Annotated in this window: 13 protein-coding genes; 7 read left to right on the top strand and 6 right to left on the bottom strand. The window is 59.7% G+C overall.

Annotated features, from left to right (window positions below):
- Positions 1 to 92 precede the first annotated feature (92 nt).
- The gene (locus tag HWX91_RS00225) at positions 93 to 1,031 is read right to left on the bottom strand and encodes a LysR family transcriptional regulator (RefSeq protein WP_028196204.1); all 939 of its coding nucleotides are present in this window, start codon (positions 1,029 to 1,031) and stop codon (positions 93 to 95) included.
- Between the two features lie 128 nt (positions 1,032 to 1,159).
- On the opposite strand from HWX91_RS00225, the gene HWX91_RS00220 reads away from it, so the two are divergent.
- Both HWX91_RS00220 and HWX91_RS00215 read left to right on the top strand, forming a co-directional pair.
- Positions 1,160 to 1,663 (top strand): hypothetical protein, encoded by a 504-nt coding sequence (locus tag HWX91_RS00220; protein ID WP_025495826.1) that lies wholly within the window; start codon positions 1,160 to 1,162, stop codon positions 1,661 to 1,663.
- Between the two features lie 205 nt (positions 1,664 to 1,868).
- A complete protein-coding gene (locus HWX91_RS00215) occupies positions 1,869 to 2,531 on the top strand; it encodes a dihydrofolate reductase family protein (RefSeq protein ID WP_028196205.1) in 663 nt (220 codons plus the stop codon).
- 52 nt (positions 2,532 to 2,583) lie between these two features.
- On the opposite strand, the gene HWX91_RS00210 is transcribed toward HWX91_RS00215, so the two are convergent.
- From HWX91_RS00210 to HWX91_RS00190, 5 genes are all read right to left on the bottom strand, one after another.
- Positions 2,584 to 2,937, bottom strand: a complete 354-nt coding sequence (locus HWX91_RS00210) for a cupin domain-containing protein (protein ID WP_042274788.1) — start codon at positions 2,935 to 2,937, stop codon at positions 2,584 to 2,586.
- Positions 2,938 to 3,076: 139 nt separating this feature from the next.
- On the bottom strand, positions 3,077 to 4,195 hold the full coding sequence (locus HWX91_RS00205) for a polyamine ABC transporter substrate-binding protein (RefSeq protein WP_025495823.1): 1,119 nt from the start codon (positions 4,193 to 4,195) through the stop codon (positions 3,077 to 3,079).
- A 753-nt stretch (positions 4,196 to 4,948) separates the two neighbouring features.
- The gene (locus HWX91_RS00200; protein WP_025495822.1) at positions 4,949 to 5,260 is read right to left on the bottom strand and encodes a DUF4148 domain-containing protein; all 312 of its coding nucleotides are present in this window, start codon (positions 5,258 to 5,260) and stop codon (positions 4,949 to 4,951) included.
- A 173-nt stretch (positions 5,261 to 5,433) separates the two neighbouring features.
- Positions 5,434 to 6,519, bottom strand: coding sequence for an aldose epimerase family protein (locus HWX91_RS00195; RefSeq protein ID WP_025495821.1), 1,086 nt, complete (start codon positions 6,517 to 6,519; stop codon positions 5,434 to 5,436).
- A 33-nt stretch (positions 6,520 to 6,552) separates the two neighbouring features.
- Positions 6,553 to 7,770 (bottom strand): XylR family transcriptional regulator, encoded by a 1,218-nt coding sequence (locus tag HWX91_RS00190; RefSeq protein WP_025495820.1) that lies wholly within the window; start codon positions 7,768 to 7,770, stop codon positions 6,553 to 6,555.
- A 284-nt stretch (positions 7,771 to 8,054) separates the two neighbouring features.
- On the opposite strand from HWX91_RS00190, the gene xylA reads away from it, so the two are divergent.
- The 5 genes from xylA to HWX91_RS00165 all read left to right on the top strand — a co-directional run bounded on the left by xylA (position 8,055) and on the right by HWX91_RS00165 (position 15,531).
- Positions 8,055 to 9,377 (top strand): xylose isomerase, encoded by a 1,323-nt coding sequence (xylA, locus tag HWX91_RS00185; protein WP_028196207.1) that lies wholly within the window; start codon positions 8,055 to 8,057, stop codon positions 9,375 to 9,377.
- A 170-nt stretch (positions 9,378 to 9,547) separates the two neighbouring features.
- Positions 9,548 to 10,576: a D-xylose ABC transporter substrate-binding protein gene (gene xylF / locus HWX91_RS00180; protein WP_028196208.1), complete on the top strand. Its 1,029-nt coding sequence runs from the start codon at positions 9,548 to 9,550 to the stop codon at positions 10,574 to 10,576.
- Positions 10,577 to 10,664: 88 nt separating this feature from the next.
- Positions 10,665 to 12,224: a D-xylose ABC transporter ATP-binding protein gene (gene xylG, locus HWX91_RS00175; protein WP_028196209.1), complete on the top strand. Its 1,560-nt coding sequence runs from the start codon at positions 10,665 to 10,667 to the stop codon at positions 12,222 to 12,224.
- Positions 12,221 to 13,420, top strand: coding sequence for a sugar ABC transporter permease (locus HWX91_RS00170; RefSeq protein ID WP_028196210.1), 1,200 nt, complete (start codon positions 12,221 to 12,223; stop codon positions 13,418 to 13,420). The genes xylG and HWX91_RS00170 overlap by 4 nt, the downstream gene beginning before the upstream one ends.
- A 338-nt stretch (positions 13,421 to 13,758) precedes the next feature.
- Positions 13,759 to 15,531: a tetratricopeptide repeat protein gene (locus tag HWX91_RS00165; protein ID WP_081833040.1), complete on the top strand. Its 1,773-nt coding sequence runs from the start codon at positions 13,759 to 13,761 to the stop codon at positions 15,529 to 15,531.
- Positions 15,532 to 15,569 lie beyond the last annotated feature (38 nt).

Below are 15,569 nucleotides of genomic sequence, written 5' to 3'. Positions count from 1 at the left end.
ACCGTTTCGGCCTTGTCAGCCAATCTTGCAGCGCAGCATCCAGTCCGCAATCGCGTGCGTCAATCGGATACGTCAATCGGGTGCGTCAATGCTCATCGCGTACCCGGGGTTTTGCCCTGATCCACCGAGCGGCTCTTCACATGATCGATGAAGGCACGCAGCTTCGGCATCATTTGCCGGCGGCTGGGATAGTAGAGAAACACGCCCGGTATCAGCGGCGCGAACGACTCGAGCACCTGCACCAGGCTTCCCGCTTTCAATCCTTCAGCGACCATCGGCGCGGGTAGTTGCGCGAGGCCCATGCCTTCGACTGCCGCGCCGAGCATGGTGGGAAAATCGTGGGCGATGAAGGGACCGGATACGGCGATCTCGATCGCGCGTCCGTTGTCGTCGAATGACCAGAGCGCTAGCGCGCCGCTGGATCGCCGCCATCTCAAGCATGCGTGTTGGCGAAGATCGTCCGTGTGGTTGGGTCGGCTGTGCTGCGCGAAGTAAGCCGGGCTGCCGACCACGCTAAGACGCAGCGGCGGTGTCAAAGGTACGGCAACCATGTCCGCGTCGACCAACTGACCGAACCTGATACCGGCGTCGAACCCTTCCGCTGCAAGATCGACCAGTTCCTTGCTCGTGGCGATCTCTACTTCAACCTCGGGATAGGCCTGGCAGAAAGATGCGATCAGGGGTTCGAGCAGGATCGGCACGACCGCGCGCGGCACAGACAGACGCAACAACCCGGTGGGCCGTTGACCGAGTCCGCGCGCAACCGCACTGGCGGCGACAAGTTCGTCGAAGGCAGGCTTTGCGTGCGAAAGATACCGTTCGCCCGCTTCAGTCAGGCCGACACTGCGCGTGGTGCGAATGAAGAGCGCTGCGCCGATACGCGCTTCAAGTACACGCACTGCCTGGCTGACGGCCGACGGTGTCACGCCGAGTTCCGCGGCTGCCCGGCGAAAACTGCGATGCTGGGCAACGCTCAGAAACACCTCCACGCCGTCGAGCGCGCCCTGCCTGACTGTGAAGTTCTGCTTCATAGCCCGTCAACATTGTGATGAATAGTCGCTCGCGAAAGGCCATGGTACACCTACGCCTGCAGATGACGCGCCGGCTGATCCCCATCTCCCGGCCTCAATGCACCGAACCACATCTGACAGGAGGCAACATGCCAACGGAGCTTCTCTTTCAATTGCATCTCGTTCTGGGGTACGTCGCCTGGCTGCTTTGTTTTCGCGTATATGTCTGGCCGAAGCTCAAGTCGATGGACCCGTTCGATGCGCAACGCGCGATCGCCACTTTGCACAGCTTCCGCTTCTTCGGGCTGGTGTTCATTCTGCCGGGCGTCGTCAGTCCCGACCTGCCCGCCAGCTTTGCCGTGTTCGCCGCATACGGCGATTTCGCCACGGGCGTTCTGGCCATGCTGGCGCTACTCACGACACGAGTGCGCTCGCTTTTCTGGTTGTTCGTCGTAGCGTTCAATCTCATGGGCGTGACCGACCTCATTGTCGACTACTACAACGCCATCCAGGCAGACCTTCCGGCACATGCGGGTGAGTTCGGCGCTACGTACGCGATTCCAATCATCTATGTGCCACTGCTGATGATTACGCATCTTTCCGCGTTTTATCTGCTGCTGCGCCCGCAGCCCAAGGTGGTCCACGGCTATTGATCCGCGAGAGCAGGCGTATTGCGCATCGTCTAGCGCAGGTGTCACGGTGTTTTACCCGACCGATTTTTCAATGAACGCTGAAAAATAAGCTGGTAAAACACTGCTTCAGGATTCCTATAGCCGATGTGTACCGCAATGGCCGATACAAGCTGTGAGCCGTGCGGTTGACATTACGTCAAGCGTCAATCGAAAGGAAGGCATGAAAATGACACGCGTCCGGGTTCAGAGCTTTACCATCTCGCTTGACGGATATGGAGCGGGTCCGAATCAGGACATCAACAATCCGCTCGGCGTGGGCGGGACAGATTTGCACCAGTGGTTAGTCCCGACCCGTACGTTCCAACGGACCGTGCTTGGTGCCGACGGCGGCACGACGGGGACCGACGACGACTTCGCGGCGCGGGGCTTCAAGAATGTTGGCGCCTGGATTCTCGGAAGAAACATGTTCGGACCGATTCGCGGTTCCTGGCCCGACATGAACTGGAAAGGCTGGTGGGGCGACAACCCGCCCTATCACGTTCCAACTTTCATCCTGACTCATCACGCACGCGCGCCGATCCAGATGGAAGGCGGAACTACATTTCACTTCGTCACGGGCGGTATTCACGAGGCACTTGAGCGGGCGCGCGAAGCAGCCAACGGAATGGATGTGCGCATTGGCGGCGGCGCTAGCACTATCCAGCAATATCTTCGTGCGGGCCTGATCGATGAATTGCACTTCGCTATCTCACCGGTCCTGCTGGGCGCAGGAGAGCGACTGTTCGAGGGGGTTGACGCGCGCGCTCTGGGATACGAATGCGTTGAGTTCGTTGCGACAGAGAAAGCCACGCATGTCGTACTCCGGCGCCAAGGGCACAACGACGCCTGACAACTGCGTGCAGCGGACGGCGCTGCCGCGCCGCCGCATCCGTCAGGGCAACCTAGCGCTTAAATTCCACCGAAACGAAAATCTTCTTACACGGCTCAACAACTTCCCAAGTCCCTTTGAACCCCGCGGGAATCAGGAATCGGTCCCCGGCGCGCACGGTCTTCGCCGTGCCGTCCGCATCCCGAATCACGGACACACCCTCAAGAATCTCGCAGTATTCACTCTCGGTGAAGTTCACCGTCCATTGACCGCAAGCCCCTTCCCAAACACCCGCCGCAAGCTGCCCGCACGGACTGGCAAAATGCGTGTGAACCGATTGCGCGGGATTGCCGGCGAGTACAGCTTCCGCCTTCGGTATGTACTCAACGCTTTCCTTGGCGGGCTGTGAAAAATCTACGATGCTCATAATGTCTCTAATGCAAACAGAGTTAAAGATCGAAGCGTCAAAAAGGACGTGACGCACACACCCACTGCATGCGCCACGCTCAAAAGGCGTCACCTGAGCTCGCCCAGGATCGCTACAGCACAAGAACAGCAACCAAGCTTCAACTTCCCGACTTCAATTGCGCCCACAGCCGGTTTTCAAGCCGCATGATCGGCGCAGGCTGCGGCCGCATCAACGTCATCTTGTTCAGCACGGCCTCAGGCGGATACACGTTCGCGTCCTGCTCGATCGCCGGCGTCACAAACTGTCTTGCCGCCCGATTCGCAGTCGGATAGAAAACTTCGTTGGTAATCGCGGCACTCACTTTCGGGTCTTCGATGTAGTTCATCCACTTCATTGCCGCTTCCGGATGCGGCGCATCTTTCGGAATCACCATCACGTCCATCCATAGCAGACCCGCGTCCTTGATGTTCGAGAACCGTACCTCATACGAACGCTTCGCTTCCGACGAGCGCCGCCGCGCAATGCCCACATCGCCGGAATAGCCGAACGCGACACAGATATCGTTGTTCGCCAGATCGTTGATATAGCCGGACGAATTGAACTGCGTGATATACGGCCGCACTTTCTTCAGCACTTCGTAGGCGGCCTGGTAGTCACCGGGATTGGTGCTGTTCGGGTCCTTATGCATGTACTGAAGCACGGCCGGGAACACGTCCGCTGCCGCGTCGAGGAAAGACACCCCGCAGCTTTTGAGCTTCGAAAGATTCGCCGGGTCGAACAACAGCGACCAGTTATCAACCGGCGCGTCGGCGCCGAGTGCTTTTTTTACGGCCTGAACGTTATAGCCGATGCCGTCGGTGCCCCACGCCCACGGCACCCCATATTGATTGCCGGGGTCGGCATCCGCGATCAGCTTCATCAAACCGGGATCGAGGTTCGCCAGATTCGGCATCTTCGATTTGTCGATCTTCTGATACACGCCTGCTTCGATCTGGCGCGCCATATAACTCGATGTAGGCACAACGATGTCATACCCGGAACTGCCTGCCAGCAGCTTCGCCTGTAACGTGTCGTCGCTATCGTAACTGTCGTATTTCACGGTGATGCCCGATTCTTTTTCGAAGCCGGAGATCGTGTCTTTGGCAATGTAGTCCGACCAGTTGTAGACATTGATCGTCGTGTCCGCTGCGCGTGCAGCGTTCATGGGGGATAAAGCGGCCATCGAGCACAGCATCGTGCCGGTGAGCGAGACAAGCTTGGCATGACGGATCTTCATTCGACTATCTCCTTGATTGCGATCTTCAGTTTTCGCTGCAGCGCAGGCGCGGATGCGCGAGCGTGACAACCCGCACGTCCGTCTACGCCGCACGAATGCGGGCGAGAACGGGACGTGGCGCCGCCTGCCGCGGCGCAAGCGCACAGCAGAGCTAAGTGGGACGTAGACGGACGAGCGCTATGAACCGGCCAACGCTAGCAAGGCAACTTGCAAAGCGCGGACGGACAAACGCATTGCAGGCGTTCAACCGCTAAATAGACGGCTTGATCGCATGCAACACTTGCTCGCGAAAAGAGAAGGGGACTAAGGCAGAAGCGACGCGATTTCGTCAGTTCGCACCCCGATGGCTGCGGGGGCGGCAATGACGTTGTGCCGACGCACGGAGCGCCGCGACAACACGGTATCGATGGACAGGGGGCGGGATGGCGAAGCGCAGTTGCTCCCCTGATGAGCGATCGAGCAGCCGGACAGGAAGGTTCTTTCCCGACCAGGCTGGTATCTCACCAATGGACCACGGACTTTCACGATGGAACCCGAAGCGACGTTGAATAGAAGTCCTCGCTGATGCAGATCGACCCGTTCTGCGAGAACCACCAGACTGCCGCTCTAGGATATATGAGCCATTATTTTCGTCAAAGGATTTTCTGACACTGCGCCGTCACAGTGATGCGCAGTGGAATGCGTTCATGCGAGCGCATGCTTGAACAGGCATGGCTCGCGTCGCACGACATGGCGGCAGATAACGTTGGCGTTTTATTGACCGTCCATTGGCGCGGGCTGAGCCGCCGGCGCAGCAGGTGCGGTCGTGCCGGTTTGCGACGATCCGTTTGCCGAAGAACCATAGCCGGTCGTGTCATGTTGTGCGGCTACACGTGCTTCGGCTGCCTGAATGTCCCCGGGGTAGGTTGAATCACCCGAGGCGGCCGGATTGTAGCCGGCCTGTTCAATCTGGATCAATTGCGCTTTGACTTCCGCACGGGTCAGCGGCTGTTCCGTCTGTGCGAACGAAGCCACCGGGGCGGCGATAACAACGACCAGTGCGATTGCCTTGATCAGCGATTTCATGATGCTTCCCTCCGAGAATTGTTTTATCCGGCGCCGCAACGCGGGTTGGGCGGCCTGTGAACGATTCTAGGAAGCGGGGGTTCCAGGGCAAACCCCTAAACGGGTAATTCAGTCTTGCTGCAAATGATAAGTCGGGGTTATGTAATGCTCTTCCTAAGATACGGGGAATTACTTCAGAGTCCAGAACGTACGCCCACTCGATATGCGGTGGTCTGGCGATAGGTGTTGCCGGGCCGCACGATAACCTGCTCCTGTTCAGTCATATTGACTTCGTTCGGAAAGCCGCCGGCTTCGAGACACAGCCCGGCGTGCGGCTGGTAGGCGATGCCGCCGCGTCCTATGTCGCCGTTTAACGAATTGCCGGTATAGAACTGTAAACCGCGCTGATCGGTTGAAACGGTCAGCTCGCGTCCGCTGCCGGGGTCGTATGCGCAGGCTACCTGGCGCACTTGCGGCTCGCGCCCGGCCGTGGCGGCGTCAGATGTGCGGTGCAGGACGTAGCAGTGGTCGAACCCGCCGGCTCTGGCAAGCTGCGCATGCGGCCAATCGAGCCGTGCGCCGATCGGCGCGCTCTGCCGGAAGTCGAACGCATTGCCCGCGACTTCTGCCAGGTCGCAAGGGATCATCGATGTATCCACTTCGAAGAACCGCTCGGCGTCGATCGACAGCACGTGGCCGCGTATATCGGCCCCGCGCCGGCCCGTCAGATTGAAGTATGGATGACTCGTCAGATTGAGTGGCGTCGCCGCGTCCGTCATGGCTTCGTAGGCGATCGTCAAGGTGCCGTCGTCGTCGAGTGTGTAACGCACCTGCACCGTCACGTTGCCCGGAAAGCCGGCGTCGCCTTCGGGCGATTCAAGCCGCATGAGCAGCGCGCCGTTATCTTCGCTCACGTCCCATAGTGCGCGATGAAAACCTTGTGTGCCGCCATGCAGCAGATTCGCGCCTTCATTGCGATCGAGCGTGTACTCGATACCGTCGAGCGTGAAGCGCGCATCGGCAATGCGATTTGCCCAGCGGCCGATCAATCCGCCCATGTAGGTCGTGGCCGCAAGGTACTCAGCGGGCGTGTCGTGGCCTAGCAGAATGTCGCCGAGCCGGCCTGCGCGGTCCGGTGCATGCCACGAAACCAGGGTCGCGCCCAGGTCGCTAATCGCGACTTTCATGCCGTGCGCGTTGCGCAGCGTGAAGAGCCGCACGGGATCGCCGCCGGGCAGCGCGCCCCATGGCTCGGAAGAAAGAGGTGCAATGCTGATCATGTGGTCGGTGGAGATAAAGGATGAAAGGCATGCTCAGCCAGGCGCTGCGGTCGAATTCGCACGTTCCTGATATTCGCGCGGCGTACAGCCGAGTTCGCGGCGAAACACCGCGTACATGTATTGCAGCGACGTGAACCCGCAACGGATCGCCACCTCCGCGCTCGAGGCATCGCGCGCGGCAAGCAGCGCTTTGGCGACATCGAGCTTGTGGCGCAGGATTTCCTGATGCACGGTGCACTGCCGCTCGCGCCGGAAGTACTCTTCGAGCGACGATCGCGACACGCCCACGTAATCAGCAACCTGTTCGGTGCGAATGCCCTGGCACGCGTACTGGCGGATGAAGTGCCGCGCGCGCATCACATAGGGACTCGCGAGCGGCTGGTGCCTGGTCGACTCGAGCACGTTGATGCCGACCGGCGGTACGAGAATGCGCCGCCCCGGGAAACGCGCGCCGTGCAGCATCTGATGCAGCAAGTGAGCGGCGGTGCGGCCCATTTCCTCGGTGCCCTGAATCACGGAGGAAAGCGGAATGCGGGTCAAGGTACGCGTGAGCGGATCGTTGTCGATGCCGATAATCGCCACCTGTTCCGGCACGGGAATGCCCGCGATCAAACAGGCCTGCAGCAGATGCCGCGCGCGGGCGTCGGTGACGGCGACGATGCCGACCGGTTTCGGCAACTGATTCAGCCACGCAGTGAGCTGCTCGGTGGCCTGATTCCATGACGGCGCGCTGGTGGACAGGCCGCGATAAATTTCGGTGCCTATCTGCGCGGCGCTGTGGCCGTCCGCGCTGCGCAGGTGAGCGAACGCCAACTCGCGTTGCTGCGCCCAGCGATTTTCCTGCGCTTGCGGAAGGCTGTACAACGCGAAATGTTCGAGGCCCGCGCCGATCAGATGCGTGTAGGCGAGCGAAACGAGCTTGGCGTTATCGGTTGCGATATAGGGTAAGTCCGGAGGGTAGTGCGCCGGATCTTCAAACGATGAACCGACCGCGACCACCGGCAATGGACAGTCACGCAGCGCTTCGCCCACTGCGGGATCGTCGAAATCCGCGATGATGCCGTCGCCGTCGAATTGCTCGATACCTGTTAGCCGGCAGCGGAAATCTTCTTCGAGAAAGAGATCCCAGGCTACGCGCGTCGACAGCAGGTAATTGCCGATGCCGGTGATGATCTCGCGGTCGTAGACCTTGTTCGCGTTGAACAGCAGCGCGATCCGATGGGTCGTCTGTGGTGTTTGCGGACGGGTCATGGCATGGGCGGCGGGCGGATCGGCAGGACTCGCGGCGCCTTCGTCTCCTGTTGGGTGCGCACGGCGTGCGCGCTGAGGGCGGCACTGTTTTTAAGCGTCTGGTTATTCTAGGCCGCGAAGCGCGCGCGGGTGTGAAACAAACGCGTGGGCACTAAGAAACATTAAGCGTGCTGTGCAATTTCGCAATTGCCGATGCATCTGGCAAGCGGCAGCATGGCGTCACCTTGTCAACCGGCGCGGCGATGCCGTACGGGTTGCAGTGCAGCATAAAACAGGAGACGCTGATGTCGTATTTCGAACATATTCCCGCGATTCGCTACGAGGGTCCGCAATCGGATAACCCGCTTGCGTATCGCCATTACGACAAGAGTAAGCGCGTACTCGGCAAGACGCTCGAGGAACATCTGCGTATCGCCGTGTGCTACTGGCATACGTTCGTGTGGCCGGGCGTCGATATCTTCGGGCAAGGAACGTTTCGGCGTCCATGGCAGCAAGCCGGCGACGCGATGGAGCGGGCGCAGCAAAAAGCGGATTCCGCATTTGAGTTTTTCTCGAAGCTCGGCACGCCGTACTACACGTTTCACGATACCGACGTCGCGCCGGAAGGCGATAGCCTGAAAACCTATAGCGAGAACTTCACGCGTATCGCCGACTATCTCGCCCGCAAGCAGCAGGATACCGGCATCAAATTGCTGTGGGGCACGGCGAATCTGTTCTCGCATCCGCGTTATGCGGGGGGTGCCGCGACCAGTCCCGATCCGGAGATTTTCGCGTTTGCCGCCACGCAGGTTCGTCACGCGCTCGACGCGACGCAACGACTGGGTGGTGAAAATTATGTGCTGTGGGGTGGCCGCGAAGGCTACGACACGCTGCTCAATACCGACCTTGTTCGCGAGCGCGATCAGCTTGCCCGTTTCCTGCATATGGTGGTCGAGCATAAACACAAGATCGGCTTCAAAGGCGCTTTGCTGATCGAGCCGAAGCCGCAGGAGCCGACCAAGCATCAGTACGACTACGACGTGGCCACCGTACATGGTTTCCTGCTGCAACACGGGTTGGAGAAAGAGATTCGCGTGAACATCGAGGCCAATCATGCGACCCTTGCCGGCCACTCGTTTCATCACGAGATCGCCACGGCTTATGCGCTTGGGATTTTCGGCAGCGTCGACGCGAATCGCGGCGATCCGCAGAACGGCTGGGATACGGACCAGTTTCCGAATAGCGTCGAAGAACTGACGCTGGCCTTCTATGAAATTCTGAAGCACGGCGGCTTCACGAGTGGCGGTATGAATTTCGACGCAAAAGTACGACGGCAGAGCGTCGACCCGGAAGATCTGTTCTTCGGTCACATTGGCGCAATCGATAATCTGGCGCTCGCCGTCGAGCGGGCGGCGACGCTGCTCGAGAACGACCGGCTCGAACAGTTCAAGCGGCACCGCTATGCGGGCTGGGATTCGGAATTCGGCCGCAAAATTCTCAAGGGCGAGTATTCGCTCTCCACGCTGGCCACGGACGCATTGACGCGCGGCCTGAATCCGCAGCACACGAGCGGCCGGCAGGAGCAGTTGGAAAACGTCGTGAATCAGGCGATTTATAAGGACCGTTGAATGGCAGTCACGAAGTAACGCTTTCAGAATCACGTAGTACGACATAAACATCGCGCGGCCACGCTGACCGCGCGAGTAGAGAAGCTTTGGTTTGTCGCTTGTCCGGTTCTGTGGCTCGCAGCGCAGACCGTCCAATCCGGTATTCAGGCTATCAGAACAAGGAGTGAGACATGAAATTCGCAACGCGCCGTACCCTACTGAGTTCGCTTGTGTGTGGAGCCGTGCTTGCCAGCCTGTCGCTTGCCGCGCCGCTCGCGCACGCAAGCAAGGACCACCCCGAAATTGGTTTCTGTATCGACGATCTGCGTGTCGAGCGCTGGTCGCGCGATCGGGACTACTTCGTTGCAGCTGCAGAAAAGCTGGGCGCCAAGGTGTCGGTGCAGTCCGCCGATGCGAGCGAAGAGCGGCAGATCTCGCAGATCGAGAATCTGATCTCGCGCGGCGTCGACGTGATCGTGATCGTACCGTTCAATTCGAAGACGCTCGGCAATGTTGTCGCAGAGGCCAGAAAGGCCGGCATCAAGGTCGTTTCGTATGACCGCCTGATTCTCGACGCGAATGTAGACGCCTATATTTCCTTCGACAACGAGAAGGTCGGTGAACTGCAAGCCCAAGGTGTTTATAACGCGCAACCGAAGGGCAATTACTTCCTGCTCGGCGGCGCGCCGACCGACAACAACGCGAAGATGCTGCGTGAGGGTCAGCTCAAAGTGTTGAAACCCGCGATAGACAAGGGCGATATCAAGGTCGTCGGTCAGCAGTGGGTGCCGGAGTGGAGCGCGTCGACAGCGCTGCGTATTGTTGAAGATGCGCTCACGGCGAACAACAACAAGATCGATGCGATCGTCGCCTCGAACGACGGCACGGCGGGCGGCGCGATCCAGGCGCTCGCTGCGCAGCACATGGCCGGCAAGGTGCCGGTTTCGGGGCAGGATGCGGATCTTGCGGCCGTTAAGCGCGTGATTGCCGGCACTCAGACCATGACCGTGTACAAGCCGCTGAAACTGATCGCGAGTGAAGCGGCGAAACTCTCAGTCGCGCTGGCGAAGGGCGAAAAGCCCGCCTTCAATGCCCAGTACGACAACGGTAAGAAGAAGGTCGACACGGTGCTTTTGCAACCTACATTGCTCACCAAGAGCAACGTCGATGTGGTCGTCAAGGACGGCTTCTACACCCAGGCCCAGCTCGCGAGCCAATGAGCGTAACGTGCGCGTAGTTCAAGCCGACGTGCCTGGCATGCGCCAGGCACGTCGGCACGAGCGCGCGCCCTGTAGCGAGGCATAGCGAATGAGTGAACCATTACTGACGATGCGCGGCATCGTCAAAGCATTTTCCGGTGTGAAGGCACTCGATAGCATCGACCTGACGGTGGCGCCAGGCGAGTGCGTGGGCTTGTGCGGAGAGAACGGCGCAGGAAAATCGACGCTGATGAAAGTGCTCTCCGGCGTCTATCCCCACGGCACGTGGGACGGCGAAATAATCTGGGAAGGCCAGCCGCTGAAAGCCGCGAGCATAAGGGACACGGAACGTGCGGGCATCATCATCATCCACCAGGAATTGATGCTGGTGCCGGAGCTTTCGGTTGCGGAGAATATCTTTCTCGGCAACGAGATCACGCTGTCGGGCGGCAGAATGAATTACGCCGCCATGTATCAGCGTGCCGATGAGTTGCTGCGCGAACTCGGCATCAGCGGAATCAATTCCGCACAACCGGTGATGAACTACGGCGGTGGCCATCAGCAGCTGATCGAAATCGCGAAGGCATTGAACAAGCGCGCGAAGCTGCTGATTCTCGATGAACCTTCTTCGTCGCTGACGGCTACGGAAATACACATCTTGCTGGATATCGTGCGTGATCTGAAACGGCGCGGTGTCGCCTGCGTGTATATCTCGCACAAGCTCGACGAAGTCGCGGCCGTGTGCGACACGATCAGCGTGATTCGCGACGGCCGCCATGTCGCAACCGAACCAATGCACGCGTTGACTACCGACCGCATCATCTCGCTGATGGTGGGCCGTGAGATCAAGAATCTGTTCCCGCGTGAGCCGCATCCGATCGGCGAGGTGATCTTCGAAGCCCGCCATGTGACCTGTTTCGACGTCACCAATCCGCGCCGCAAGCGTGTGAACGATGTGTCCTTCGCGCTACGACGCGGTGAGATCCTCGGCGTTGCCGGTCTGGTTGGCGCAGGGCGCACGGAGTTGATGGAGGCGATCTTCGGTGCGTATCCGGGGGTGAGCGAGGCGAGCGTGGTGATGGACGGCAAGCCATTGAAAATTCGCGCGCCGGTCGATGCGATTCGCGCCGGCATCGGCATGGTGCCGGAAGATCGCAAGCGTCATGGCATCGTGCCGGGACTGAGCGTCGGCCACAACATTACGCTTGCGGTGTTGCAACGCTTCGCGAAGGGCGGTCGGATCGATTCCGCCGCCGAACTCGATACGATTCATACGGAGATGAAGCGGCTTTCAGTGCGCGCGGCGCATCCGATGCTTTCGATTGCGAGTCTATCGGGCGGCAATCAGCAGAAGGCCGTGCTGACGCGCATGCTGCTCACGGATCCGAAAGTGCTGATCCTCGACGAACCGACCCGCGGCGTCGACGTCGGCGCGAAATACGAAATCTACAAACTGATCTTTCAGCTGGCACAGCGAGGCATGGCGATCGTGATGGTGTCGTCCGAACTGCCCGAAGTGCTCGGTATCAGCGATCGCGTGCTGGTGATCGGCGAAGGCGAATTGCGCGGCGACTTCGTCAACGACGGCCTCACGCAAGAGGACATTCTCAGCGCCGCGATTCGTCCTGTGCAGCGATCCACGAACCCAACCGCAGCGAGTGCCGCATGACTCCCGACGTTACTTCCCAACCCGCAGAAGGCGCCGCGCCACGTGGCGCGTTCGGTGGTACGCAACGCGTTCAGCAACTGTTCGCGCGTTACAAGATTCTCGCGTTGCTGATTGCCGTGGCCGTGATCTGGATTTTCTTTTCCTTTCTGACACACGGCGCGTTCGTGACGCCGCGCAATCTGTCGAATCTGCTGCGGCAGATGTCGATTACCGGCATGCTCGCGTGCGGCATGGTGTTCGTAATCATCGCGGGCGAGATCGATCTGTCGGTCGGCTCCTTGCTGGGTCTGCTTGGCGGCGTCGCGGCCATTCTCGATGTGAACCGGCACTGGCCGATCGGCGTCACCGTGCCGCTGGTGATGCTGCTAGGTGTGCTCGTTGGCATGTTCAACGGCTGGTGGTCGACCTACCGGCGTGTGCCTTCGTTCATTGTCGGTCTGGGCGGCATGCTCGCGTATCGCGGCATTCTGCTCGGTGTCACGGGTGGCTCGACGATCGCACCCGTCTCAGACGGCTTCGTATTTATCGGCCAGGGATATCTGCCGCGTCTTGCGGGCGATACGCTGGCGGTTGTGCTGTTCGTGGTGCTGGCCTTTCTCACGGTGCGGCAACGAAGCAATCGTGAGCGGTATAAATTGCGCGTGGTGCCGATCTGGCAAGACGTAGTGAAAGTGGTGGGCGCGGGCGTGATTCTGGCCGCGTTTGTCGCCACGCTCGATCGTTACGGCGGAATTCCCGTGCCGGTTCTGCTGCTGCTCGCGTTGTTGGGTATTTTCACGTGGATCGCGACGCAGACCGTTTTCGGGCGGCGCATCTATGCGGTGGGTTCCAACCTGGAAGCAACCCGGCTCTCCGGTGTGAATACGAACCGTGTGAAGCTGGCGATCTTCGCGCTGATGGGGCTGATGTGCGCGTTCGCCGGCATCGTCAATACGGCGCGGCTCGCGGCGGGCTCGCCGTCGGCAGGATCGATGGGCGAACTCGATGCGATCGCCGCATGCTTTATCGGCGGAACGTCGATGCGCGGCGGTTCTGGAACGGTGTATGGCGCGCTGATCGGCGCGCTGGTGATGGCCAGCCTGGATAACGGCATGTCGATGCTCGACGTCGACGCTTACTGGCAGATGATCGTGAAAGGCAGCATTCTGGTGCTGGCTGTGTGGATCGATGTCGTGTCGGGGTCGAATCGGCGGTGAGGTATCCGTAGGATAGTCGCGAAAATAGCAAAGGCGTTTCGGAGGTCGAAGCCGTGGCCGATGGTCGATTCGCGGTGACAAAGCGGAGGCGCATCGGCCGTCGTAGGCGTTGGCTGAGATCTCCAATAAAAAAATAGAAACGTCTGATTGCTCATACCGGGTGCACTGTTTAGGCTTCTTGCAACCGGCGATTGATGGAACGCAATGCGCCGGCTGGTGGCGTCGGAAGGTTATGCATAACGTAAACGTCGACGGCAATCGACGAACGAACCTAACCTGCCCGAACTAGAACTTTGTCAACTCCTCGATCACGGGTCTCCCCAGACCTCGAAGCCTATATGGCACGTGGCGACGCGTACTTCGCCGGGAAGCGTCTACCGGAAGCAATCGATGCCTATAAGGAAGTGCTGGCGCTGGAGCCGCAGCACGTGAATGCGCTTCATCGTGCGGGACTTGCATCTTTCCTCGACAATCAGATGGTGCAAGCTGGCGAATTTCTGAGCCGGGCCTTGCTGGTGGCTCCGGATCGCGCAGATATTTGGGAGCAGCGTGGATTGCTTGCGGCTTTGGCGGAAGACTGGATAGCGGCCGAAGCGTTTTATCATCGCGCGCTTAGTCTGACGGGCAGCACCGCCACTCTTCACCGGAATCTCGGTGATTGTCTACGATCGTCGTTGCGGCTCGCCGAGGCAAAGGCTCACTACATCAAGGCGCTTGAACTTGAACCCGGATTGCACCACGCCGCTCGCGCGCTGGCAGAGATCTGCACGGAGCTCGGGCAGTTCGCTGACGCCGCGAACTATTGGACTCGCGCATGGGCGCTCGATTCAACCAGCTTGCCCGATGGGCTCGCCTTGATTCTGGCGCTGGCGAAGATTGGCCGTCGTAGCGATATTGAGCCGGTGGTCGAAGCAATGCGCTGCGCGTTCGCATCGAATGCCGACGCCCTTAAAGAACTGTCGTACACGTTGAACTGCGCCCGCTGTTTCGGCGAGGCGATCAGCATAGCCAAACAGGGACTCGCCGCCGATCCGAAGAATGAGCAGTTGCATCTCAATGCGATGTACGGCTTTGACGCCCTCGTGGACCTTCCCGGATTGCGGTCGCAGTGTATCGAGGCGGTAAGGAATCTTCCGGACAATGCCTTGATGCAATACGTCCTGGCGACTTTGGAACTCAAGTTCGGTGAGTTCGAGCAGGGCTGGAAGCGATGGAAATGGCACAAAAGAACGCCGTATTTCCGCGACCCGGTGCGCCCGGATTTCCCCGAATGGAATGGGGAGGCCGTTGCCGGCTGCAAGTTTCTCCTCGTCAAGGAACTGGGACTTGGAGATCAAATCCAGTTTCTTCGTATGGCGCATTGGCTGCATCGGCAAGGAGCCACCGTGGATGTGTGGGTTGACGCTCCGTTGAACGAGGTCGCTCGTAGCGCAAGCGGCGTTCATGCGGTATGGACCGAGCTGCCGCCAGGGCCTTATGACTACTTCTGCCACATGATGAGGATGCCGGAGTATATGAAGCTGGCTTTGTCGATGCTTCCTCTGGCCATGCCCTATATCGCCGCTGCGCCAGAAAAAATTCATCGGTGGCAGGCGTATCTTGACGACGGCGCGCGGGACAAGTTGTGCGCGAAGAACCGGCGCGTCGGACTGGTATGGGCGGGCGATCCCAACCATCCGTTCGATCATCGGAGATCAGTCAAACTGGACATGCTAAGGCCCTTGCTCGGGCAGCCCGGCGTAACTTGGTATTCGGTGCAAAAAGGTTATCTTGAACGCGAGAGCGAGGATCTGGCGAACGAGTTCGACTTACACACGCTGGGCCCCGACATCAACGATTTTGCCGATACGCTGGCTATTCTTCAGACGCTCGACCTGCTCATTACGGTTGATACGTCAGTCGCTCATCTTGCCGGCGCGGCGGGACTTCCTGTCTGGGTACTGCTGCCTGCCCATTCGGATTGGCGGTGGATGCTCGATAGAGCGGACAGTCCATGGTATCCGTCGATGCGGTTATTCCGGCAACGCAAACTCGGCGAGTGGGGTCCGGTCGTTGAGGAGGTACGGCAGGCGTTGGGCGCCTGGTGCGATACGTCCGCAATCCAGGCGTGAGCCAAGCCGGCTCAATTCGCCAACATCTCCACAACCGC

Origin of the sequence: Paraburkholderia fungorum (assembly GCF_902833645.1) — a bacterium.
Lineage (GTDB): Bacteria > Pseudomonadota > Gammaproteobacteria > Burkholderiales > Burkholderiaceae > Paraburkholderia > Paraburkholderia fungorum.
This window is presented reverse-complemented; position numbering and strand designations above follow the sequence as displayed.